The organism is Bradyrhizobium sp. (assembly GCF_049798375.1).
In the GTDB taxonomy this organism is placed as follows: Bacteria; Pseudomonadota; Alphaproteobacteria; order Rhizobiales; family Xanthobacteraceae; genus Bradyrhizobium.
Genome location: NZ_JBARGP010000568.1, coordinates 1 through 22,525, shown reverse-complemented (window position 1 = coordinate 22,525; position 22,525 = coordinate 1). Strand labels below are relative to the sequence as shown.

Here is a 22,525-nt window from a genome sequence, read left to right as displayed (position 1 = left end):
CATCACGCTGGCAACAGCGGCTGAGTAGACGTCAGGAGGGGATCAGGAGGACGTCCATGACCAGGACCGCGCTCGACGACATCGAAGCTCCGCCCAGCGCCAGGCTGCTCGGCTGGCACGTGCTGGATGCGAAACCTGCGGATGGCTGGATCCGTATCGGATTCGATGGCAAGGCCGCGTTCTGTAACCCGGCCGGCTTCATCCAGGGCGGCATCCTGTCGGCGATGCTCGACGACACCATGGGCCCGGCGGTGTTCGCGATGACCGGGGGCAGGCTCTACACGACCACGGTCAGCATGACGGTGAACTTCATCGCGCCCGCCGAGCCCGGACCGATCGTCGGCGAGGCGCGGGTAGTCCAGCTCGGCAGGACCATCGCGTTCATAGAAGGACGGCTCAACCGCGCCGACGGCGTGCTGCTCGCGACTGCTACTGCCAATGCGCGGCTTTTGGAGAGCGCGCGGGTACTGCGCTGAACTGCGCTACACGGCCGGCCGCTGCACGATCGGCGGCTTGGCGTTGAGCGCCTCGACCTGGAAGCCGGCGACGCGCTTGTAGTTGGCGGCAATATCCTCCAGCTCCTGCTGCGACATCACGTCGGTGATGACCGAGTAGCCGTTCGGCGCGCGCTCCTCCACCATCTGCATCACCTGCTCCGGACCGTTGCGGCGGTTGAGCTTGACGAGCTCGGTGGTGGCCGGCCGGCGTTCGGCCTCATAGGCCGCAAGCGCATCGTGGGTCGGGCCATGCGCCAGGATCTCGCGGGTCAGCACGCGGGCATCGAGGATCGCCTGCGAGGCGCCGTTGGAGCCGATCGGGTACATCGGATGGGCGGCGTCGCCGAGCAGCGTGACCCGGCCGAAACTCCAGCGATCCAGCGGATCGCGATCGACCAGCGGATACTCATAGGCATGCGGGCAGTTCTTGATCAGGCCGGGCACGTCGAGCCAGTCGAAGCTCCAGTCGGCGAACCAGGGCAGGAATTCGTCGAGCTTGGCGGTGCGGTTATAGTCCTCGCGTCGCCATTGATAGGTCGGCGGCATGTGCCGCTCGGCGACCCAGTTGATCAGGTGCTGACCGTTTGCATCCGGAGCCTGCGAGATCGGATAGCAGACGAATTTCAGGATTTCGTGGCCGGCCATGATCATGGTGCGGCCGGAGAGGAACGCCTTCGCAGGCGTGATGCCGCGCCAGAGAATGCGGCCGTTCCAGAGCGGCGCGCCTTCGTTCGGATAGAGCTTGTCGCGCACCGCGGAATGAATGCCGTCGGCGGCGATCAGCAGCGCGCCATCATAACTGCCGGCCGGCTTGCCGGTGGCCTTGTCGATGAAATCGGCGCGGATACCGTCCGCGGTCTCGGTCCAGCCGGTGAGATGATGGCTGGTAAGGATGTTCTCCGGCCCCAGCCGCTCGCGCACCGCGTCCAGCAGCATCTGTTGCAGCCGGCCGCGATGCACCGAGAATTGCGGCCATTTGTAGCCGGCCTCGAGCCCGCGCGCCTCGCTCCAGATCGGCTTGCCATGCTTGGAGAAGTAAGCCAGCTCCTTGGTGCGCACGCCCGATGCATCAAGGGCATCGAGCAGCCCGAGTTCGATCAGCTCGCGCACCGCATGCGGCAGCACGTTGATGCCCACCCCAAGCGGCTTCAACTCGGCGACGCTTTCGAACACCTTCACTGGGGCGCCGATCTGGTGAAGGCTGAGCGCGAGCGTCAGCCCGCCGATGCCGCCGCCGGCGATGAGAATGGTCATGACGTCCCCCCGAACCTGCTTGACCGCGTCTTTGCACAGGAGGGGAGCGGTGGGCAACAGCGAAGCGCCGCTGCGTCATGCGCTCTGGACGGCGGCCAGCGGCGCCGCTAGTTTGGCCACCTTCTCCAGGGGATCGCCATGCTCAGACTGTATTTCGCCCGAGGCACCTGCGCGCTCGCTTCGCATATCGCGTTGGCGGAGGCCGGCGCCGACTACACGGTCGAGCGGATCGACTTCAAGGCCAACCAGCAGAACAGCGCGGATTATCTCGCGGTCAATCCGAAGGGCAGGGTGCCTGCGCTCGTGACCGAGCGCGGCATCCTCACCGAGACGCCGGCGATCCTCGCGTTCGTCGCGCAGAGCTTTCCGAAGGCGAAGCTGGCGCCGCTGGACGATGCGTTCGCGTTTGCGCAGGTGCAGGCATTCAACAGCTATCTCTGTTCCACCGTCCATGTCGCCCATGCCCACAGGGTGCGCGGCAGCCGCTGGGCGAGCGAGGAGTCCTCCTTTGCCGACATGAAACGCAAGGTGCCGCAGACCATAGGCGCCTGCTTCGCGATGATCGAGGACAAGATGCTCAGGGAGCCCTGGGTGATGGGCGAGCAGTACACGATCTGCGATCCCTATCTCTACACGATCGCAACCTGGCTCGAAGGCGATGGCGTCGAGATCGCCAAGTATCCGAAGCTGGCCGACCATTATCACCGCATGGCCGAGCGTGCGGCGGTCAAGAAGGCGCTCGTCGAGCAGGGCTAGCTGCGCCTGTCGAGCTCGCCGCCGGTCTGCAGCATCAGGCTTCGTAGCCAGGTCGAGCCCGGGTCCATCTGTGCCCGGGTCGGCGTGAACATGTACTGCTCGTCGATTCCGGGATCGAGCGGCGGGGTGATGGTCGCGAGCGAGAGCTGACGAGCAAGGGCCGCGATCAGGCGACGCGGCACGAAGGCGACAAGATCGCTTCGCGCCGCGACATGCAGCGCCTCGATATAGCTCGGCACCACCAGCGCGATGCGCCGCTCGATGCCGTTGCTCCGCAGCCAGGTGTCGATCAGGTCTTCGGGCTGGCCGCGTAAGGTCACGGCGACGTGCCGCGCGCTCAGGAAGGTGTCCATGGTCTTCAATCCGGCGCCGAGCGGATGGCCGCGCCGGGCCGCCAGCGCGTCGCTGTCGGTGTAGAGCAACTGGCGGTGAAAGCCTTTGAAGGCGTTGCCGATCGAGATCACCATATCGATGGTGCGGGCGAATTCGGCGTGAAAGATCGCAGGCCCCCGCCACGGCACCACGTCGATGCGGATGTTGGGCGCGGCCTGCGTCACCTTCGCCATCAAGGGCGGCATCAACAATTCGACGGCAAGATCGGGCATCATCAGTCGGAATTGCCGCTCGCTGTTCGCAGCGTCGAAGGCCTCCGTCACGAACAGGCCACGGACCTGATCGAGCGCTTGTGCCAATGGCGCCCGCAGCGCCAGCGCGCGCGGCGTCAGCTCCATGCGCGCGCCGGTGCGCACTAACAGTGGATCTCCAATCAGGTCGCGCAGGCGCTGCAGCGCGTGGCTGGCGGCGGGCTGCGACAGACCGATCCGCATCGCGGCGCGGCTGACATTGGCCTCGCGCAACAGGGCGTCGAGCGCCACCAGCAGGTTCAGATCGAGCGCGGCCAAATTCATCAGCCGAATAGATATCATATTGTCTATCGATTGGAAGAATGCCGTTGGGCACGTCAGGATCGCGGCGATCTCAATGAAAGGCACGCCATGACCGCCGCCGCCAACAAGCAGATAATGCAGGACCTCTTGGCACGCACCGCCGCCGGCGACCGCGCGCCTTACGTCGCCGTGCTCGCCGACGACGTGACTATCACCGTCACTGGCCAATATTCCTGGTCACAGACCCTCAGGGGCAAGGAGGCGCTGCTGCGCGACCTCTACGGTCATCTCGCGACGCTGCTCGCGGAGGGCCGGCGCACCATCCCGCTGCACTTCATCGCCGAGGATGATTTCGTCGTCGTCGAAGCGAAGGGCGAAATGCGCACCAAGGCCGGCGTGCCCTACAACAACGACTATTGCCTGATCTACCGGCTGCGCGACCGGCGCATCATCGAGATCCGGGAGTATTGCGACTCGGCGCTGACCGAGCGGGTGCTCGGTCCATTTCCCGCCGAGCGGACGCGGCCCGCATGAATGGAAATGCACGATGAGCAGCACCGAATCCCAGGTCGCCGACAACAAGCGGATCATCCGGCAAATCTTCGACGCGCTGGCCGAAGGCCGGACGCAACTCATGCTCGACCACCTCGCCAACGATGTCAGCTTCGTCGTGATGGGGACGGGGTCATGGTCGCGCAGCTATGACGGCAAGTCCGTCGTCCTGAACGAGCTGTTCGCGCCGTTGCGCGCGAGGTTGGCGGGGCAGATCGTTCTCACGGCGCTGCGGCTGATCGCCGAAGGCGATCATGTCGTAGTCCAGGCGAAGGGCCGCAACACCACCATCGACGGCAAAGCCTATCACAACACTTATTGCAACGTGATCCGGCTCGAGGCGGGTCAGATCAAAGAATGGATCGAATATTGCGACACCCTGCTGGTTGAGACCGCGCTCGGCAGGCCGCCCGTCCGAGCGGGCTGACGAGTATCGAAATTCGGTGGGAACTTTTTCGGGATCGCGGTGTTTCGGAAACCCGTACCGCGTTCCGCGCGGCGCTGCCCTCTGGTCCGAGAATCCCGTCAATGTTGCTTGCCCCAGTTTCCGTCGACCATCCGCATGCAGGCAACGCGGTTGGGATACGGGACAAGCTGAAAGCCGCGACGGCGGTCGCGCACCATGCGCTCGACGAACGATTGAGCGGCTTTGATCTCACTGCCCGCGCACATTATCGCCGCTTCCTGCAGGCAAGCGCCGCAGCGCTGCTGCCGCTGGAGGCGGCCCTTCGCAAGGCCGGCGTGGCCGCGATGTTCGAGGACTGGCCGCTGCGCACGCGCAGCACGGCGATCACCGCCGATCTCAACCAGCTTGGCGGGACGGTCAATCTGCTGCCAGTCCCATCAGAGCCGCTCGGCCGCTGCGGCGTGCTAGGCACGCTCTATGTTTTGGAGGGATCACGGCTTGGCGCCGCCTATCTGATGCGCGTTGCGGCCGCATCAGCTGATCCGCGGGTGCGGGCCGCGACGCGTTATCTGTGTCATGGCTCGGGTCAGGGACTGTGGCGCGGCTTTCTCGACCGCCTCGAGCGCGAGCCTATGTCCGCCGATGATGAGCGGACGACGATCGTCAGTGCGCAGCAGGCATTTGCGCTGTTTGCGAAGGCTGTGGAGGCGGCATGAACGAGCAGGTCGACCTCACCAATTGCGATCGCGAGCCGATCCATATCCCCGGCACCGTGCAGCCGTTCGGCTTCCTGCTGGGCATGCTATCCGATTTCTCGATCGCGCTGGCGTCGGAAAACGCGCCTGCCTTCCTCGGCGTCGGCGATCTCTCGGATCTGCTGCAGCGACCGCTCGACACGATCGTCGCTGACGGCGCTATGCAAGCCATCCGCTCCCGCGTCGATCAACTGAGCGGCCCGGATGCGGTGGAGCGGGCGTTCGGCGTCGCGCTCGCGCCGGGCGGCCGCCCGTTCGATCTCGCCATCCATTTCTCCGGCGCCTATCTGATCGTCGAGGCCGAGCCGAGCGTGATCGAGCCCGACGTGCATTCGGGCGAACTGGTGCGGCTGATGCTCGGCCGCGTCCGCAAGACCAGGGGGACGACCGATCTCGCCCAGGAGGCGGCGCGTCAGCTCAAGGTGCTGACCGGTTTCGACCGGGTGATGGTCTATCGCTTCCATCCCGACGGCTCGGGCGAGGTGATCGCCGAGGTGGCCTCGGCCGGCCTCGAATCCTTTCTCGGCCTGCACTACCCAGCCTCCGACATTCCGAAGCAGGCGCGCACGCTCTATCTGCGCAATTGGCTGCGCATCATCGCCGACATTGACGCCGTGCCCGCACGGCTGAAATCGACCGCCACCCACAATGCCGAGCTGCTCGATTTGTCGATGAGCGTGCTGCGCTCGGTGTCGCCGATCCACATCGAATATCTGCGCAACATGGGGGTCCGCGCCTCGATGTCGGTTTCGATCCTGCGCGAGGGCAAGTTGTGGGGCCTGTTCGCCTGTCATCATTACACGCCGCACCACGTCTCGTTCGAGCGGCGCACTGCGTCCGAGCTGTTCGGCCAGATGTTCTCCTGGATCCTCGAAGGCCGCGAGCGCGAGAGCGACATGGCCTACGAGACCCGCGCGCATCAGGTCCAGGAACGGCTGATGGAGAGCGTGACCACGCACGCGCACTCGACGCGGGCGATCATCGACTTCATCGGCGACTATCGCAAGATGATCGACTGCGACGGCATTGCCGTGTGGTCGGAGGGCGAGATCACGCTGGAGGGCGAGACGCCGACCGAGAGCGAGGTGCAGGAGCTGGTCGGCTTCATCAACCGCACCTCGCCGGGCCGGATCTGTGCCAGCGCCGAGATCGCCAAAGTCTACGCATCAGGCGAATCCTTTCGTGACCGCGCGGCGGGCTTCCTCGCGATCCCGATTTCGCGGGCGCCGCGCGACTGCCTGATGTTCTTCCGCCGCGAGGTGGTGCGCTCCGTGAACTGGGCCGGCGCGCCCGACAAGGTCTATTCGGAAGGGCCGCTCGGCCCGCGGCTCACGCCGCGCAAGAGCTTCGAGATCTGGCAGGAGACCGTCGCCGGGCAGTCGAAGCCCTGGACCCAGACCGATCTGCGCATTGCCGAGGGATTGCGCGTCACGCTGCTCGAGGTGATCCTGCAACTGTCCGATCTCGCCGCGCGCGAGCGCCGCAACGCGCAGGAGCGGCAGGAACTGATGATTGCCGAGCTCAATCATCGGGTCCGCAACATCCTGAGCCTGGTGCGGGGGCTGGTGGCCCAGAGCAAGGACACCGCGACCTCGGTCGAGGAGTTCGCCTCGGTGCTCGGTGGCCGCATCCAGGCGCTGGCGCGCGCCCATGACCAGATCACCAACCTGAATTGGGCGCCGGTCGCGCTGCGCAATCTGCTGGAGTCGGAGGCGGGCGCCTATCTCGGCTCGCGCGCGGGACGCGTTCGGATGGACGGGCCGGATGTCGCGCTTGATCCCAAGGCGTTTGCCACGCTCGCCCTCGTCGTGCACGAGATGATGACGAACTCCGCCAAATACGGCGCGCTCGCCGATTCGACCGGCCAGGTGCAGGTGATCTGGCGGCTCGATCCCGGTTCGAGCCTGGTGATCGACTGGAAGGAAAGCGGCGGTCCGCCGGTGCAGCCGCCGTCACGGCGCGGCTTCGGCACCACCATCATCGAGCGCTCGGTGCCGTTCGATCTCAAGGGCGACGCCGAGATTCGCTTCGATCTGCTCGGTGTCCAAGCACGCTTCGTCATCCCGGCGAATTTCGTCCAGGCGGTGCCCTCGATCGCGAGCGCGCCGTCGCGCCTCGCCGCCAAGGCGGAGGAGACGCCGCGGCTGTCCGGGACCGTGCTGATCGTCGAGGACAATCTGATCATCGCGATGAGCGCGGAGGTGATCCTGCTCGAGCTCGGCGCGCGCCACGTCGAGACCGCGGCATCGGTCAATCAGGCCATGAAGTCGATCGAGCGGGCGGTGCCGAGCTTTGCGCTGCTCGACATCAACCTCGGTTCGGAGAACAGCATCATGGTCGGGCACAAGCTGTCCGAGCTCGGCGTTCCCTTCATTTTCGCCACCGGGTATGGCGAACGCGCGCCGATTCCGCCGGAGCTCTCGGCCGCGCCGGTGATCCAGAAACCCTATACGCGGGAGTTGGTCGAGAAGGCGCTGACGACGATGACGCTGGATCGCTGAGAGGCACGAATACCCCCTCATCCACAGCCGTCATACCCCTCGCATGGCGGGGTATCCAGTAGGCCGCAGCCCCTCGATTGAAAAGCTTTCGTCTCTGCAATACCGGGTCACCCGCCTGCGCGGGTGACGACATCTCGCCCGTCGAAGGGAGAGCGGTGCCTCACGCCACCTTCGTCTTCTGGTGGCCGAACATGAAGCCGCGCGCTTCCTCGTCCAGATCCGCCTTGAAAGCGAATTTGTCCTTCAAAGCCAGCGCGCGGGCCGCTGCCGGCCGCGCTGAAATCTCGTCGACAAGGCGCTTGAGGTTCGGATATTTCGCGAACGCATCGTCGCCTAGCGCGAACGGCGCCATCCGCGCCCAGCCCCACAGCGCCATGTCGACGATGGTGTAGGTGTCGCCGACCATATAGCGGTGCGCCGCTAAATGCGCGTCGACGATCTTGAGATGACGATGCCCTTCATACTGATAGCGGTTGTGGGCGTAGTCGTGGTTCTGGTCCTTTGGCGCAAAATGCTTGAAATGCACGGCCTGCCCCGTGTAGGGACCGACGCCGCTGGCGACGAACAACAGCCATGACAACAGCTGCGCGCGGTTCTTGGCGGAGGTCGGCGGCAGGAATTTGCCGGTCTTCTCGGCGAGGTAGAGCAGGATCGCGTTGCTGTCGAACACGGTAGTGCCGTCGTCGTCGATCACCGGCACCTTGGCGTTCGGGTTGATCTGCAGAAATTCCGGCTTGAACTGATCGCCCTTGCGGGTGTCGATCGCCACCGCCTCATAGGCGATGCCGGACTCCTCCAGAAACAACGCCACCTTGGTCGGATTGGGCGAACCGTTGAAATAGAATTTGAGCATGGCTGAGCATTCCCGGATGGTCGTGTTGGCATTCGTGGTGACGAAAGCTGGCTGGCGCCTCTCGTGTGAGGGCGCACTTAAGGCGCCATCGTTATGAGCGGAAGGCGCTGGAATTTCAATTCCTGTGCCTCATCGGGGCCTTGTCCACGCGCGAATTGATCGGATGCGACGATGCGCCGCTCGCATTTCGGGTGCGCCTTCCGCGCCGATACGATGCCGCGTCGTGGCTGAAAACCGGCAATTGCCATGGAGAGGGATTAGAACCGGTCCAATCGGGCACGATATCGGTGCGCCCGGCAAAATGGAACCGGCGTAGCCTTATTCCGAACCAGATCATCGTGGAAACGGCGTCCTGGGGGCCGGGTAATCGTCGGAGGTTTTCATGACGAAGCGGGCGATGGCCGTTGTGCCACGCATTGTTCTGGCTGGCGTGGTCGTGTGTGCTGCGACGACAATATTGCATTTCCATCCGGCCAGTGCTGCCGACGACTGCCTGAGCAAGCCGAAGGGAACGGCGCCGGCAGGTCAACACTGGTACTATCGCAGTGATCGCGCCACCAAGCACCAGTGTTGGTACCTGGGGGATGAGTCGTCGCGCGGTGCTTCGCTCAACGTCCGCAAGTCGGCAGCAGCCGCGCATCATCGTCAGGAGCTGTCGCAGTCGGCCGCCGACGCACACGCGGAGTTGACATCGTCGGCCGCGCCGGCAACGGACGCGAAGCGCGATCCCGTCGTGGCAGCCGTGGCGACCACTCCAGCCGAGCCAGCGCCGATGATGGCAGCGGCCGCCGGGCCCGCGACAATGCCCGCTTTGGCTGCTGACAGCAGCGCCGTGACGGCGCGCGCCTCGGACAACCGTGCCGCCACAACGGACCAATCGGTCCTGACCTCACGCTGGCCCGACGCGGTGAACACCGCGCCGGTCGCGGCGGCCCCCGATAATTCAAAGTCATTCACCGTGGCTGCGGCAAATCCGGCATCGGCGCCCGCCGCGAGCGTTGATTCGAGCACGACTGCGGCGACGTCGGACGTCTCTGCCATGGACACCGAGAGCCCGAGCATGACGACGGTGACATCGAACATCGATTCATCGCGGACCCGGCTTGCCGCATTCCTCGGTGCAGTGGCGCTCGCCGGCTTCTCGATCAGCGTGCTGCTGGCGCGCGCGCGGGCCCGCCGTCGGATTCGTTTCGAACCCGCGGGCGGACGTCGCCGGCCGCTCTGGCCCGCCGATGCCGAGATCGACGCCATGCGATTGCCCGATGTCGAGGCCCAGCGTCCCGCATTGCTGTCGCGCGGCGCACAGGCCTCGCGACGCGCGGCCCCATTGTCCATCGTGCCGCGCGACGATGCGCGTTATGACGAGCAGTACGAGGTCGAAGATCTGTTGGCGCGCTATGGCGGCCAGGACCGCTCCAGGCAGTAAGCCGTTCCGCGCGGTAAGGCAGGCTGTCAGCCTGCCGCCATCTCGGAACGGATTTCGGCGCGCAATGCGTCGATCAGCTTGAGGCCGCCTTTGGTCTCGACGTGCCAGAAGGTCCAGCCGTTGCAGGCGGGCAGGCCCTGGGCGACCGCACCGATCCGGTGGATCGACCCGACCTTGTCGCCAAGCGCAATAGCCCCGTCGGCGCGCACCAGCGCGCCGTACCGGCGCTTGGCGTCGACGAGCTTGGCGCCGGGCAAGATCATGCCGCGTTCGATCAGCTCGGAGAAGGCGACGCGGGGCGCCTCGCGCGCCGTCATGAACGGCGCCAGCGTGGCGTCCGGCAGCGGCTCGATCGCGGCGATGCGCGCTTCCGCTGCCTTGGCATAGATCCGCTCGCGCTCGAAGCCGATGTAGCTGCGGCCGAGACGCTTGGCCACGGCGCCGGTGGTGCCGGTGCCGTTGAACGGATCGATCACGAGATCGCCCGGTTTCGATGACGACAGCAGCACGCGCGCCAGCAGGCCTTCCGGCTTCTGGGTTGGATGGACTTTCTTGCCGTCCTCATCCTTGAGCCGCTCCTCGCCGGTGCACAGCGGGATCAGCCAGTCCGAGCGCGCCTGCACGTCCTCGTTGGACGCCTTCAGCGCTTCGTAATTGAACGTGTAGCCCTTGGCCTTCTCGTCGCGCGCGGCCCAGATCATGGTCTCGTGCGCGTTGGTGAAGCGGCGGCCGCGGAAGTTCGGCATCGGGTTCGACTTGCGCCAGACGATGTCGTTGAGGATCCAGAAGCCGAGATCCTGCATGATCGCGCCGACGCGGAAGATGTTGTGATACGAGCCGATCACCCACAACGTCGCGGACGGCTTCATCAGCCGGCGCGCGGCCAGCAGCCAGGCGCGCGTGAAATCGTCATAGGCCGCGAACGAGGAGAACTTATCCCAATCGTCGTTGACCGCATCGACCTGCGATTCGTCGGGACGCTTCAGCTCACCCTTGAGCTGCAGATTGTAGGGCGGATCCGCAAACACCAGATCGACCGATGCGGCCGGGAGTTTCGACATCTCGGCGACGCAGTCGCCGACGATGATGCGGGAGGATTCGAGAGACTGAAATTTAGTGCGGGGCGCCCTTGCAGACGCCCCGCGACGCGACACAACCATGACTCACGAACTCTGACTCAGGCGACGCTGTCGGCGACGCGGGACCTAACAACCGACTGACCACACCATGAACGGGCAAAGTAAAAATCGACTTAACCGCGAAAATCTTTTGTATCGCTGCGCGATGTTTGATTGCGCTCGACGTGACAGCCGGCGCTTTCGATCACATGATGCGGCGTGTTGCGCGATCCCGGCGATTTCGCGCTGTTCTGTCGCTGCTGCGCTGTCGCGGACGCGAATCTTCGGCAGCTACGGCATCGGCCGGGCGCACTAGGCATTTTTTGCCGTCCGGGTTATTGATGATTGCCCGGGAAATTTTACGTGTCTGCCGCGTTGGGCATTTCGCACCTTGTTCGTGCAGATCGATTGAGGAAGGCCGCCATGCGTTACGATGATTTCCGTCGCAGCGACGACATCGAAGACCGTCGCGATGACGGCGGAATGGGAGGCGGCGGCGGTGGCATGGGCCTGCCGATCGGCGGTGGCGGGCTCGGCATCGGCACCATCATCGTGCTCGGCCTGATCGGCTATGCCTTCGGCATCGATCCGCGGGTCCTGATCGGCGGCGCCGAGATCGTTACCGGTGGCGGCGCGCCGAGCTATCAGACCGATCGTCGCGCCGGTCCGGCGAAAACCGGCGCACCCAAGGACGAGCAGGGCAACATGATCGCGGGCATCCTTGGCGAGATCGACGACCGCTGGAGCGAAATCTTCCAGGCCAACGGGCAGCGCTGGACTGGCCCCAAGATCGTGCTGTTCAAGAACGCCACCAACGGCGGCCGCTGCGGCCGCGCCGAATCCGCCATGGGCCCGTTCTATTGCCCGCCGGAGCGCGAGATCTTTCTCGACACCGGCTTCTTCCGCGAGGTCGAGACCCGCTTCCATGGCTGCTCCGGCAACGCCTGCAAGTTCACGACCGCCTATATCATCGCGCATGAGGCGGGACACCACGTGCAGAACCTGCTCGGCATCCTGCCGCGCGTGACGCAGCGCCAACAGCAGGAGGGCCGCGGCACGCCGCAGTCCAACGCGCTGCAGGTCAAGGTCGAACTGCAGGCGGACTGCCTGTCCGGCGTCTGGGTCAACCGCGAGGCCAAGAAGCGGCCGGGGTTCCTCGAGGAAGGTGACATCGATTCGGCGCTGTCCACGGCCTCCGCAATCGGGGACGACACGCTGCAGCGGCAGGCGACGGGACGCGTGGTGCCGGATTCGTTCACGCACGGCTCGGCGGCGCAGCGCAAGCGCTGGTTCATGACAGGCTATCAACAGGGTACCCTGCAGGCCTGCAACACGTTCGGCGCGGACCAGCTTTAAGGAGTGTGCCGATGGCCTCGATCGACGAATCCAGGAGCTTCGTCCCGCTCAATATCGCGGTGCTGACGATTTCGGACACGCGTTCGCTTGCCGACGACAAATCCGGCACCACGCTGAGCGATCGGCTGACGGCCGCCGGTCACAGATTGGCGGCGCGCGAGATCGCCACCGACGATGTCGAGGCGATCCGCGCCGTGGTGAGAAAGTGGATCGCCGATGCCGGCGTCGACGCCGTGATCACGACAGGCGGCACCGGCTTCACCGGCCGCGACGTCACGCCCGAGGCGGTCGAGCCGTTGTTCGAGAAACGCATGGACGGCTTCTCGATCGCCTTCCACATGCTGAGCCACGCCAAGATCGGGACCTCGACAATCCAGAGCCGCGCGGCCGCCGGCGTCGCGGGCGCGACCTACATCTTCTGCCTGCCGGGATCGCCCGGCGCCTGCCGCGACGCCTGGGACGGCATTCTGGCCGCGCAGCTCGATTATCGCACGCGGCCCTGCAATTTCGTCGAGATCATGCCGCGTCTCGACGAGCACCTGCGCCGGCCGAAGGCACAGGGCGCGACGGCTTAAGCTTGCATCCGTCCTTCCGGGGCAAGGCCGACGGCCTCGAACGCGGAATTTCGAGATTGCACACCTGAGGGTTCGATGCTGACGCATCCCCCTCGGAATGACCGCCTGAGTTATAGCTTCATCTCCCAGGTCTCGCCGACGAGATCGACGCCAAAGCTGCGATGCGGCTCTTCCGCGGTGAGATGGAAGCCGGCGCGACGATAGATGTCGCGCGCTGCAACGAGGATGCTCTGCGTCCAAAGCACGATCGTCTTGCAATTCTTCTCGCGCGCGAAGCGGATGCATTGCTCCACCAGTGCGCGGCCGACGCCGAGTCCGCGGGCCTTTTTCTCCACCAGCAGCAAGCGCAGCTTCGCCACCTCGTCGGTGCTCTTGACCAGAAAAATCGAGCCGACCGGTTCGCCGTCGATCTCGGCGATCCAGCAATGCTCGCACGTTGGATCAAACGACTTGATGAACTGCGCGCCGATCTCCGCGACCAGCGCCTCGAACGAAATGTCCCAGCCATATTCCTGCGCGTAGATCGCGCCGTGGCGGGAGATCACCCAGCCGATATCGCCGGGGCGATGGCTGCGCAGCAGAAAGGCCGGCCGCGCAGGCGTCGCGGGCTCCAGGATCTGCTCGATCGTTCTCATCGCGCCGACCAGTCGGTCGCGTGCGCCGTGGTCCAGCGCCTGAAGCATCGTCGCGACGCCGTTCTCGGAGCTGCGATCGAGCTTCGCGAACGCCTGGCGGCCCTTTGCGGTCAGCGCGAGCTGCTGCTGCCGCCGGTCGGAGGGCAGGAGCGTGCGGGTGATCAGGCCCTTGTCCTCAAAGCTCAGGACGATGCGGCTGAGATAGCCGGGATCGAGGCCGAGCTCGGCGCCGATCTGCTTGGCGACGACGGTGCCGCGCTGCGCGAGCTCGTAGATCACGCGCGCCTCGGACAGCGAGAACGGGCTTTGCATCAGATGCTGATCGAGCACGCCGAGCTTCTTGGTATAGAAGCGGTTGAAGGCGCGGACGGCAGCGACGGGACTATCGGTCTGGGCAGCGGTTTCGCGATTGAGCATGGCACACCTCAATACTTGACATTATCAATAAATTGATTGACGAAGGCAAGTATTTTCGGAGCGGCAGCGTTTACTTCTGTGGCTCGTCATTGCGAGCGAAGCGACTTGTCCGCCATAGCCCGACGGGCGACGGCGGAAGCAATCCAGCGTCGCGGACGAAAATCTGGATTGCTTCGTCGCTAGGCCCCTCGCAATGACGGAAGCGTGGAGGGAGTGCGCAACGGCCGATGCGGCCAGCAGGCAGCCCTTCAGATCATCACGATCCGGCTGCGCAGCAGGGTGCGGGAGCGGCCGAGCTGGCGCAGCAGCCGGGTCTCGGCGCGGCGGGCATTCGGCTTGTAGCCGCCGACCTGCCGATAATGATCCCTGGCAATCAACAGGCCCTGGTCGCCGAGCGGGCCGGCCAGTACGCGCATGACCGATCGCAGTCGGTCGCGCATGCTCACGTCGGCATAGGGCGAGCGCGCATAGCGGAAGACGCCGGCCCGCGGGCGGCCGCTGGCGGAGACGCTCTGGATGAATTGCGCTGTTTCGTCGATCCAGCCGGGATCGAGCACGGCGCCCGCGGGCAGAAACATCAGCCAGGGCGCACGCGCCTGTGCGGCACCGGCCGCAAGCGCGGCCGCGTGCGAGCCGGCAAAACTCAGGAAGCCGCAGCCGGCGACATCGGCGACACGCGCGATCGCGCTGGTATCGGCGGCGCGGTCGACCAGCAGTACCTCGGTGACCACGCCGGCTGCCGCGCCCGGCACCAGCGCAGACAATGTTGCGACCGCAGGCTGCTCGGCGCCTTCGGTCGGGATGATCACGCTCAACATGCAGTTGGCATCGTCGGTTCAAGCGCCCCCATGCTGGGACCCAGCGCGCCACCGTTACCACTTTGTCACAATCGACGCACCCCGCTGCGTTGCGGAATTTTACGGCAGGAGCGCCAACACCTGACAGCTAGTCTCCCGCCTGCTTCGGGGTGGTCCCGCCGGCGCTGTTGGGCCAGACCCAGTCGCGGATCTCAGGCATGTCCTCGCCATACATGCGCACGTAGCGTGTATGCGCGATCAGGCGATCGCGGAATTGCTGCTTCACATGCGCGGCCGACACCGCAAGGCCCGGCACGCGCTCGATCGCCTCGATCCCGAGGTGGAAACGGTCGAGTTCGTTCAGCACCACCATGTCGAACGGCGTCGTGGTGGTGCCTTCCTCGATGAAGCCGCGCACATGCATGCCGGCATGGTTGTTGCGGCTGTAGGTCAGCCGGTGAATGAGGTGGGGATAGCCGTGATAGGCGAAGATCACCGGTCTGTCCTTGGTGAAGATGCTGTCGAAATCGCGGTCGCTGAGGCCGTGCGGATGCTGCTCCTTTGGCTGCAAGGTCATCAGGTCGACGACATTGACGACGCGGATCTTCAGCTCTGGCAGTGACTGGCGCAGCAGGTCGACCGCAGCCAAGGTCTCCAGAGTCGGGACGTCGCCGGCGCAGGCCATCACCACGTCGGGCTCGCCATCCGCAGGCGCGGTGCCGGCCCAGGTCCAGATGCCGATGCCGGCGTCGCAATGCGTCGCCGCCTCCTGCATGGTCAGCCATTGCGGCGACGGCTGCTTGCCGGCCACGATCACGTTGATGCGGTCATAGGTGCGCAGGCAGTGATCGGCTATCCATAGCAGCGTGTTGGCATCCGGCGGCAGGTAGATTCGGACGATGTCGGCCTTCTTGTTGGCGACGAAATCGATGAAGCCGGGGTCCTGATGGCTGAAGCCATTATGGTCCTGGCGCCAGACATGCGAGGTCAGCAGGTAGTTCAGCGACGCGATCGGCCGGCGCCAATCCAATCCGCGAGATACCTTCAGCCATTTGGCGTGCTGGTTGAACATCGAGTCCACGATGTGGATGAAGGCTTCGTAGCAGGAGAACAGGCCATGCCGGCCGGTGAGCAGATAGCCTTCGAGCCAGCCTTGGCAGAGATGCTCGCTCAATACCTCCATCACCCGGCCTTCATGCGCGAGATGCACGTCGTAGGGCTCGATGCCCTCCATCCAGACCCGATCGGTGACCTCGAACACCGCATCGAGCCGGTTGGAGGCGGTTTCGTCCGGCCCCATGATGCGGAAATTCCTGGTCTCTGCGTTGAGCTTGACGACTTCGCGCAGGAATTTGCCGAGCTCGCGCGTCGCCTCCGCAATCGCGCCACCGGGCGAGGGAACCTCGACTGCGTAGGCGTAATAATCCGGCAGCTTCAACTCGCGTTTCAACAGGCCGCCATTGGCATGCGGATTGGCGCCCATGCGCCGCGCGCCTTGCGGCGCCAGCGCTTGCAACTCGGGTACCAGCCGTCCCCGCGCGTCGAACAGCGTTTCCGGCTGATAACTCTTCATCCAGGATTCGAGCAGCTTCAGATGCTCGGGCTTGCCGCGGGGATCTGAGATCGGCACCTGGTGGGCGCGCCAGAAACCCTCGACCTTCAGCCCGTCGACCTCCTTCGGCCCGGTCCAGCCCTTCGGGCTGCGCAACACGATCATGGGCCATTTCGGCCGACGCACGTTCCCGCCAGGCTGGCGCGCGTCCTGCTGGATCGCGCGGATGCTGGCGAGGGCGACATCGAGCGCGTCCGCCATCAATTGATGCATCGTCTTCGGGTCGTCGCCTTCGACGAACAGCGGCTCGTGGCCGTAACCCTGGAACAGAGACTTGATCTCCGCATCGCTCATGCGGCCGAGCACGGTCGGATTGGCGATCTTGTAGCCGTTGAGATGCAGGATCGGCAGCACCGCGCCGTCCTGCGCCGGGTTGAGAAACTTGTTGGAATGCCAGGACGCGGCGAGCGGGCCGGTCTCGGCCTCGCCGTCGCCGACCACGCAGGCGACGATCAGATCGGGGTTGTCAAAGGCTGCACCATAAGCATGCACCAGCGCGTAGCCGAGTTCGCCGCCTTCATGGATCGAGCCCGGCGTTTCCGGCGCAGCGTGGCTCGGAATGCCGCCTGGAAACGAGAACTGCCGGAACAGCTTGCGCAATCCATCGGTGTCGCGGCTGATATCGGGATAGATCTCGCTATAGGTGCCTTCGAGATAAGTGTTCGCGACCATGCCCGGGCCGCCATGTCCGGGACCGCAGATATAGATGACGTCGAGATCGTGCGCGCGGATCGCCCGGTTGAGATGCGCGTAGATGAAGTTCAATCCCGGCGTGGTGCCCCAATGGCCGAGCAGGCGCGGCTTGATGTGCTCCGGCTTGAGCGCCTCGGAGAGCAACGGATTGGCAAGCAGGTAGATTTGGCCGACCGACAGATAGTTGGCGGCGCGCCAGTAGCGGTCCAGCAGTTCGAGATCGTCGGCGGTCCTGGTCTGCGGGGGAGTGTTGATGTTCATGAGACCTCGCTTGAAAGCCGATACTTCCATTCACCTGAGAGGTGAGAGCGAAGCTGCCCCGCGTTCGTTCCACCAGGCGCGATCCTAGAGCGGGATTGTGATGGTCCTTTTGCGCTAAATCAGCGCGACGCTCGTGTTCTCGTTTTCTCTTTTTGTTCTTGATATGTTCAATAGATATGATATCGATCGCGGCATGAGCCGAGCATCTTCACATGCCCTCAAGCGTCCGCCGGTCCAGGCGCCCTCCGAGCCGGCGGACGCGTCTCATCCTGCAAAGGATTTTCCCGAGCTTGCGGTCGCCATTGAACGGGGCCGGCGACGTGGCCGGGGCGCACAATCCAACACCAGCGGCCGCTACGAGGCGGAGGCGCGGGTCGCGTTCGACGATGGCTGGCAGAGCCTGGAAGAGCTGCCGCCGTTCAAGACCACGGTCGCGACCGACACCTCGCGCAAGGTCATCACCCGCAATGACTCGCCCGACATCGGCTTCGATCGCTCGATCAATCCGTATCGGGGCTGCGAGCACGGCTGCGTCTACTGTTTCGCGCGGCCGACCCATGCCTTCCTGGGCCTGTCGCCAGGGCTGGATTTCGAATCCAAGCTGTTCGTCAAGCCGGACGCGCCGGCGCTGCTGGAGAGGGAGCTGTCGGCCGCCGGCTACGATCCGAAAATGATCGCGATCGGCACCAACACCGATCCCTATCAGCCGATCGAGCGCGAGCGGAAGATCATGCGCGGCATCCTCGAGGTGCTGGAACGGGTTGGTCATCCCGTCGGGATCGTCACCAAGTCGGCGCTGGTGATGCGTGACGCCGACATCCTGGCGCGGATGGCCAAGAAAAATCTCGCCAAAGTGGCAATCTCGGTGACCTCGCTGGATCCGAAGCTGGCGCGGACCATGGAGCCGCGCGCCTCGACGCCACCGAAGCGGCTGGAGGCGCTGAAGGCGCTATCCGAAGCCGGTATCCCGACCACGGTGATGGTGGCGCCCGTGATCCCGGCGCTGAACGACAGCGAGATCGAGCGCATTCTCGATGCGGCTGCGCATGCCGGCGTCAAGGAAGCCTCTTATGTGCTGCTGCGGCTGCCGCTCGAGGTGCGCGACCTGTTCCGGGAATGGCTGATGGAGCACTATCCGGACCGCTATCGCCACGTCTTCACGCTGATCCGCGACATGCGCGGCGGCCGCGACTACGACTCGCAATGGGGTACGCGGATGAAGGGCACCGGACCGATGGCCTGGATGATCGGCCGCCGCTTCGAGATCGCCTGCGAGAAGCTCGGTCTGAACAAGCGGCGCTCGAAGCTGACCACGGATCATTTCGTGCGCCCGAAGGGCGGCGGCCAGCAGCTCAGCCTGTTCTAGATCGGCTCCGGTACGGAATTGATGCGTTGGCTGTCGTTGTTGCAAGTGTGGGTCTGCAGATGAATCAGCTTGCCGTCGTACCGCGCTTCACGGTCATCACGCTCGGTGTCAGCGAAATGCGCCGAAGTATCGCGTTCTATACGTCGCTCGGCTTCGCCAGGAAATTCCGCGCGACCGGCGAGGCGGTAGCGTTCTTCGACACCGGCGGCACGGTGATGGGGCTGTATCCATGGGCCGATCTCGCCCGCGATGCCGCGCTGCCCGATACCCCTCGTCCGGACGGCTTCCGTGGCGTGACGCTGGCCTGGAACTGCCGCTCGATCGAGGAGGTCGACGCAGCCTTGGCGTTCGCGCTGTCGAAGGGCGCCAGGCTGCTGAAGCCGGCTGATGTCACCGACTACGGCGGTTATTCGGGCTATATCGCCGATCCCGACGGCCATGTCTGGGAGATCGTGGTCGCACCTGGCATTGAGGTCGGTGACGACGCGCGGGTGCACCTGCCGGATTAATGGAGAATAGCGGGCATTGTGACCGGTTCCTGGTTGCGTTGCCCGATACCATTCCGGCACGATCCCGGCCATGATTCGGGATCAAGCAAAAAAGCCTGCGAAAGCGCCCGCCAATGAAGCGCCCGCCAAGGCTGGAAAAGGCGGAGCTGAGAAGCCTGCGGCTGCCAAGGGCGTGGCGAAGCTGGGGAAGGGCGTGATCGCGGTCGCGCCGCCGAGCTTCCGCCGCGAGCGGGCGTTGCTGAAGCAGGGTGTCTGGCCGGTCGCCGGCTGCGACGAGGCCGGGCGCGGTCCGCTCGCCGGCCCCGTGGTCGCTGCTGCCGTGGTGCTCGATCCCAAGCGCATTCCCAAGGGCCTCGACGATTCCAAGCGGTTGACCGCGGAAGAGCGCGAGGAGCTGTTCGAGAAGATCTGCAGGACGTCGGCCTTCGCGGTCGCCTTTGCGCCGCCTGCACGGATCGATCGCGACAATATTCTGCGCGCCTCGCTGTGGGCGCTGGCGCGCGCCGTGCACGCGCTCCCCGAGCTGCCGAAGCGTGTTTTCGTTGATGGTCGCGATCGCATCGACGTATCCTGCGATTGCGAGGCGGTGATCGGCGGCGATGGTCTGGTGATGTCGATCGCGGCGGCCTCGATCGTCGCCAAGGTCACGCGTGACCGGCTGATGTGCGCGCTGGCGCAGGATTGTCCCGGTTATGGCTTCGAGCAGCACAAGGGCTACGCGGTGCCCGAGCATCTCGCCGCGCTCAACCGGCTCGGGCCATCGGTGCATCACCGCAGCCTGTTTGCACCTGTAGTCGCGGCGCGCGCCAAGCACCAGCCCGGCATCATCACACCGGAGCCCGACCTGTTCGCCGAGACGACGGTGATCACCTCGACGGAAATTACCGTCGGTCTGTGATGCCGGTTGCCTCGGTCGCCTCACGGTCTTATTGCTTCAACCACCCAGCACGAAAAGTCACTCCTCGGGGCGAGGGCTAGGTTCTTGCGCGACTTGATTCGGCGGTGTTGATCGACGACGCACGGATTGCAGCCTTCGGCGGATGAGCGACCGTTTAGCCAGCCATCTCGAGCATCCCCCTTCATGCGTTTCACGTCCCTGGTTGTCGAACTGATCCGCGCCCGGCCGCGGCTGGTCGTGATCATCGTGCTGCTGTGCCAGGCTGCGCTGTGGCTGGCAGTGGCATTGCTGTTCTACCGCAGCCCGCCGACCCATCTCACGACCGCGCTCGCCTTCGGCCGCGAATACCAGGTCGGCACCGATCTCGGCCCGCCACTGTCGTTCTGGCTGGCCGACATTGCCTATCGCCTGACCGGCAATCACGTCGTCGGCGTCTATCTGCTTGCCGTGCTGGCATCGTCCGCGACCTTGTGGCTCGTCTATCTGCTGGCGCGCATGATCGTCGGCGGCCAGCAGGCGGTGCTGGCCGTGCTTCTCACCATGACGATCACCGCCTTCGGCACGCCGACGCTTGAATTCGGTCCCGAGGTGCTGGCCCGGCCGCTGTGGGCGGCGCTGCTGCTGCATAGCTGGCAACTGCTCCGACAGAACCGGCGCAGTGCCTGGTTCGCCTGGTCGATCGAGGCGGGGCTGTTGCTGCTGACGACGTCGTCCGCGATCGGGCTGCTGCTGCTCGTGATTGGCTTTGCGCTCTCGGCCCCGCAGGGCAGGCGGATCCTGAAATCCTTCGATCCCCTGCTCGCGCTGCTGGTCGTGCTGGTGCTGGCGCTGCCCTACCTGATCTTCGTACTTCGCGCCGATGGTGTCGCCATGCCGCCATTGCCTGTGCTGGCCGAGCTCGGCGGGCGAGCCAAGCATTGGCTCGCGATGGTCGGCGGATTGCTGCTGGCGATGTCCGGGATCATCCTGCTGGTCGCGCTCAATGCGAGCTGGTTCTCCCGTGAGGAGACGGAAGCCCCGATCATCTACCGGCCGCCGGTCGATCCGCTGGCGCGGGACTTCGTCTATTGCTTCGCGCTGGCGCCGGCGATCGCCGGAAGTCTGATCTCCGGGCTGTTCAATCTCGATACGGTGCTCGGCGGTCCCGGAATCGCACTCTTGATGGTCGGGCTTGCCATGGTGGTGGCGAGCGGCGATCTGATCCAGCTGCGGCGGCAGCGGATCTTGCGCGCGGTGTGGGCGGCGACCATCGCAATTCCTGCCGTCCTGGTCGTCGGCGCCTCCATCGTGCTGCCATGGACCACCGGCAGCGAGGTCGCGACCGCAATGCCGGCGCACGAGATCGCGCAATTCTTTGTCGACAGCTTCGAGCGCCGCACCAATCAAAAGCTGCGCGCGGTCGCCGGTGATCCGCAACTGGCGCAACTGGTCGCGTTGGGGCGTGGCCGTCCGCATCTGTTCCTCGATGCGACGCCGCGGCGGACACCATGGGAGACACAGGCCCAGTTTGCTGAGAGCGGCGGCGTCGTGCTGTGGCGCGCGGCCGATACGGTCGGCACGCCGCCGCCAGAGATTGCGCAGCGCTTTCCCGGCTTGGTGCCGGAGGTGCCGCACAGCTTCGACTGGATGATCAACGGCCGCCAGCCCGTGCTGCGGATCGGCTGGGCCATCGTGCGGCCGAAGGGGTAATATTCTCAGCAGCCGTCATTGCGAGCGTAGCGAAGCAATCCAGAATCTTCGTGCCGCGCTGGATTGCTTCGTCGTCTTCGGCTCCTCGCAATGACGACCGTTGAAGCTCAGCGCTTCGTCAACTCGCCAGCACCTTCGCAATCGCCCGCAGATCCTGCCATGACAGCCGCTTGTAGGATGGCGAGCGCAACAGATAGGCCGGGTGGAAGGTGGCGATGGCGCGGATGGTGCGCTTGCCGGTGTCGTAGTCGAGCCATTTGCCGCGCGTGCGCATGATGCCCTCGCGGGTGCCGAGAATCGCCTGCGACGAGGGATTGCCGAGCGTCACCAGCACGTCGGGATCGACCAGCTCGATCTGGCGCTGGATGAAGGGCAGGCAGATCTGCGTCTCCTGCGGCGTCGGCGTCCGGTTGCCCGGCGGCCTCCAAGGGATGACATTGGCGATATAGGCTTTGCTGCGGTCGAGCCCGATGGCGCCGATCATGCGGTCGAGCAGCTTGCCGGAGCGGCCGACGAAGGGCAGGCCTTCGATGTCCTCGTCGCGGCCCGGCGCCTCGCCGACGAACATCACGCGAGCCTGCGGGTTGCCGTCGGCAAACACCAGCCGCGTCGCGGTCTGCCGCAGCGCGCAGCCGTCGAAGCTCTCCAGCAGCGCCCGCAGCGCCTCCAGGGTCGGCGCGGTGCGCGCGGCCTCACGGGCCGAGGCGATTGC

21 protein-coding genes are annotated in these 22,525 nt (G+C 65.2%); 13 read left to right on the top strand and 8 right to left on the bottom strand.

Features of this window, described 5'->3' with window-relative positions; genetic code table 11:
- Window positions 1–56 precede the first annotated feature (56 nt).
- Complete coding sequence (locus WA702_RS22775) at window positions 57–476, top strand: PaaI family thioesterase (protein ID WP_425112814.1); 420 nt, start codon at window positions 57–59, stop codon at window positions 474–476.
- A 6-nt stretch (window positions 477–482) separates the two neighbouring features.
- Here the strand turns inward: WA702_RS22775 and WA702_RS22770 are convergent, their stop codons facing one another.
- Complete coding sequence (locus tag WA702_RS22770; protein ID WP_425112812.1) at window positions 483–1,751, bottom strand: flavin-dependent oxidoreductase; 1,269 nt, start codon at window positions 1,749–1,751, stop codon at window positions 483–485.
- A gap of 138 nt (window positions 1,752–1,889) precedes the next feature.
- Between WA702_RS22770 and WA702_RS22765 the strand changes: the two genes are divergently transcribed.
- The gene (locus WA702_RS22765) at window positions 1,890–2,507 is read left to right on the top strand and encodes a glutathione S-transferase family protein (RefSeq protein ID WP_425112811.1); all 618 of its coding nucleotides are present in this window, start codon (window positions 1,890–1,892) and stop codon (window positions 2,505–2,507) included.
- On the opposite strand, the gene WA702_RS22760 is transcribed toward WA702_RS22765, so the two are convergent.
- Window positions 2,504–3,415 carry a LysR family transcriptional regulator gene (locus tag WA702_RS22760; protein ID WP_425112821.1) on the bottom strand — a complete coding sequence of 304 codons (912 nt, stop codon included), beginning with the start codon at window positions 3,413–3,415 and terminating at the stop codon, window positions 2,504–2,506. The genes WA702_RS22765 and WA702_RS22760 overlap by 4 nt on opposite strands.
- Before the next feature lie 87 nt (window positions 3,416–3,502).
- Here WA702_RS22760 and WA702_RS22755 point away from each other — a divergent pair, with 87 nt between their 5' ends.
- The 4 genes from WA702_RS22755 to WA702_RS22740 all read left to right on the top strand — a co-directional run bounded on the left by WA702_RS22755 (window position 3,503) and on the right by WA702_RS22740 (window position 7,608).
- A complete protein-coding gene (locus tag WA702_RS22755; protein WP_425112810.1) occupies window positions 3,503–3,928 on the top strand; it encodes a nuclear transport factor 2 family protein in 426 nt (141 codons plus the stop codon).
- A 13-nt stretch (window positions 3,929–3,941) separates the two neighbouring features.
- Window positions 3,942–4,373 (top strand): nuclear transport factor 2 family protein, encoded by a 432-nt coding sequence (locus tag WA702_RS22750; protein ID WP_425112809.1) that lies wholly within the window; start codon window positions 3,942–3,944, stop codon window positions 4,371–4,373.
- 101 nt (window positions 4,374–4,474) lie between these two features.
- Window positions 4,475–5,068, top strand: coding sequence for a biliverdin-producing heme oxygenase (locus WA702_RS22745; RefSeq protein ID WP_425112808.1), 594 nt, complete (start codon window positions 4,475–4,477; stop codon window positions 5,066–5,068).
- Window positions 5,065–7,608 carry an HWE histidine kinase domain-containing protein gene (locus WA702_RS22740; protein WP_425112807.1) on the top strand — a complete coding sequence of 848 codons (2,544 nt, stop codon included), beginning with the start codon at window positions 5,065–5,067 and terminating at the stop codon, window positions 7,606–7,608. Before WA702_RS22745 ends, WA702_RS22740 begins: the two co-directional genes overlap by 4 nt.
- 160 nt (window positions 7,609–7,768) lie before the next feature.
- On the opposite strand, the gene WA702_RS22735 is transcribed toward WA702_RS22740, so the two are convergent.
- A complete protein-coding gene (locus tag WA702_RS22735; RefSeq protein WP_425112806.1) occupies window positions 7,769–8,461 on the bottom strand; it encodes a glutathione S-transferase family protein in 693 nt (230 codons plus the stop codon).
- A 382-nt stretch (window positions 8,462–8,843) separates the two neighbouring features.
- Here WA702_RS22735 and WA702_RS22730 point away from each other — a divergent pair, with 382 nt between their 5' ends.
- Window positions 8,844–9,887, top strand: coding sequence for a hypothetical protein (locus WA702_RS22730; RefSeq protein WP_425112804.1), 1,044 nt, complete (start codon window positions 8,844–8,846; stop codon window positions 9,885–9,887).
- A 26-nt stretch (window positions 9,888–9,913) separates the two neighbouring features.
- Here WA702_RS22730 and WA702_RS22725 read toward each other — a convergent pair whose 3' ends face one another.
- Complete coding sequence (locus WA702_RS22725; RefSeq protein ID WP_425112803.1) at window positions 9,914–11,047, bottom strand: site-specific DNA-methyltransferase; 1,134 nt, start codon at window positions 11,045–11,047, stop codon at window positions 9,914–9,916.
- 381 nt (window positions 11,048–11,428) lie between these two features.
- Between WA702_RS22725 and ypfJ the strand changes: the two genes are divergently transcribed.
- Together ypfJ and moaB are read left to right on the top strand one after the other, a co-directional pair.
- Window positions 11,429–12,361: a KPN_02809 family neutral zinc metallopeptidase gene (gene ypfJ / locus WA702_RS22720; RefSeq protein ID WP_425112802.1), complete on the top strand. Its 933-nt coding sequence runs from the start codon at window positions 11,429–11,431 to the stop codon at window positions 12,359–12,361.
- 11 nt (window positions 12,362–12,372) lie between these two features.
- The gene (gene moaB / locus WA702_RS22715) at window positions 12,373–12,936 is read left to right on the top strand and encodes a molybdenum cofactor biosynthesis protein B (RefSeq protein WP_425112801.1); all 564 of its coding nucleotides are present in this window, start codon (window positions 12,373–12,375) and stop codon (window positions 12,934–12,936) included.
- Between the two features lie 110 nt (window positions 12,937–13,046).
- Here the strand turns inward: moaB and WA702_RS22710 are convergent, their stop codons facing one another.
- The 3 genes from WA702_RS22710 to WA702_RS22700 form a co-directional block, all read right to left on the bottom strand.
- Window positions 13,047–13,988: a bifunctional helix-turn-helix transcriptional regulator/GNAT family N-acetyltransferase gene (locus WA702_RS22710; RefSeq protein WP_425112800.1), complete on the bottom strand. Its 942-nt coding sequence runs from the start codon at window positions 13,986–13,988 to the stop codon at window positions 13,047–13,049.
- A 248-nt stretch (window positions 13,989–14,236) separates the two neighbouring features.
- Complete coding sequence (locus tag WA702_RS22705; RefSeq protein WP_425112799.1) at window positions 14,237–14,806, bottom strand: glycosyl transferase; 570 nt, start codon at window positions 14,804–14,806, stop codon at window positions 14,237–14,239.
- A gap of 127 nt (window positions 14,807–14,933) precedes the next feature.
- Entirely contained in the window at window positions 14,934–17,351 is a 2,418-nt protein-coding gene (locus WA702_RS22700; protein WP_425112798.1) for a phosphoketolase family protein, read from the bottom strand.
- 193 nt (window positions 17,352–17,544) lie between these two features.
- Here WA702_RS22700 and WA702_RS22695 point away from each other — a divergent pair, with 193 nt between their 5' ends.
- The 4 genes from WA702_RS22695 to WA702_RS22680 all read left to right on the top strand — a co-directional run bounded on the left by WA702_RS22695 (window position 17,545) and on the right by WA702_RS22680 (window position 21,813).
- Window positions 17,545–18,717 (top strand): PA0069 family radical SAM protein, encoded by a 1,173-nt coding sequence (locus tag WA702_RS22695; RefSeq protein WP_425112797.1) that lies wholly within the window; start codon window positions 17,545–17,547, stop codon window positions 18,715–18,717.
- Window positions 18,718–18,776: 59 nt separating this feature from the next.
- Window positions 18,777–19,226 (top strand): VOC family protein, encoded by a 450-nt coding sequence (locus tag WA702_RS22690; protein ID WP_425112796.1) that lies wholly within the window; start codon window positions 18,777–18,779, stop codon window positions 19,224–19,226.
- A 70-nt stretch (window positions 19,227–19,296) separates the two neighbouring features.
- Window positions 19,297–20,124 (top strand): ribonuclease HII, encoded by an 828-nt coding sequence (locus WA702_RS22685; protein ID WP_425112794.1) that lies wholly within the window; start codon window positions 19,297–19,299, stop codon window positions 20,122–20,124.
- Window positions 20,125–20,307: 183 nt separating this feature from the next.
- Window positions 20,308–21,813 carry a glycosyltransferase family 39 protein gene (locus WA702_RS22680; RefSeq protein WP_425112793.1) on the top strand — a complete coding sequence of 502 codons (1,506 nt, stop codon included), beginning with the start codon at window positions 20,308–20,310 and terminating at the stop codon, window positions 21,811–21,813.
- A gap of 118 nt (window positions 21,814–21,931) precedes the next feature.
- Here the strand turns inward: WA702_RS22680 and WA702_RS22675 are convergent.
- A partial coding sequence (locus tag WA702_RS22675) for a uracil-DNA glycosylase (protein WP_425112792.1) occupies window positions 21,932–22,525 on the bottom strand: 594 nt, incomplete at its 5' end.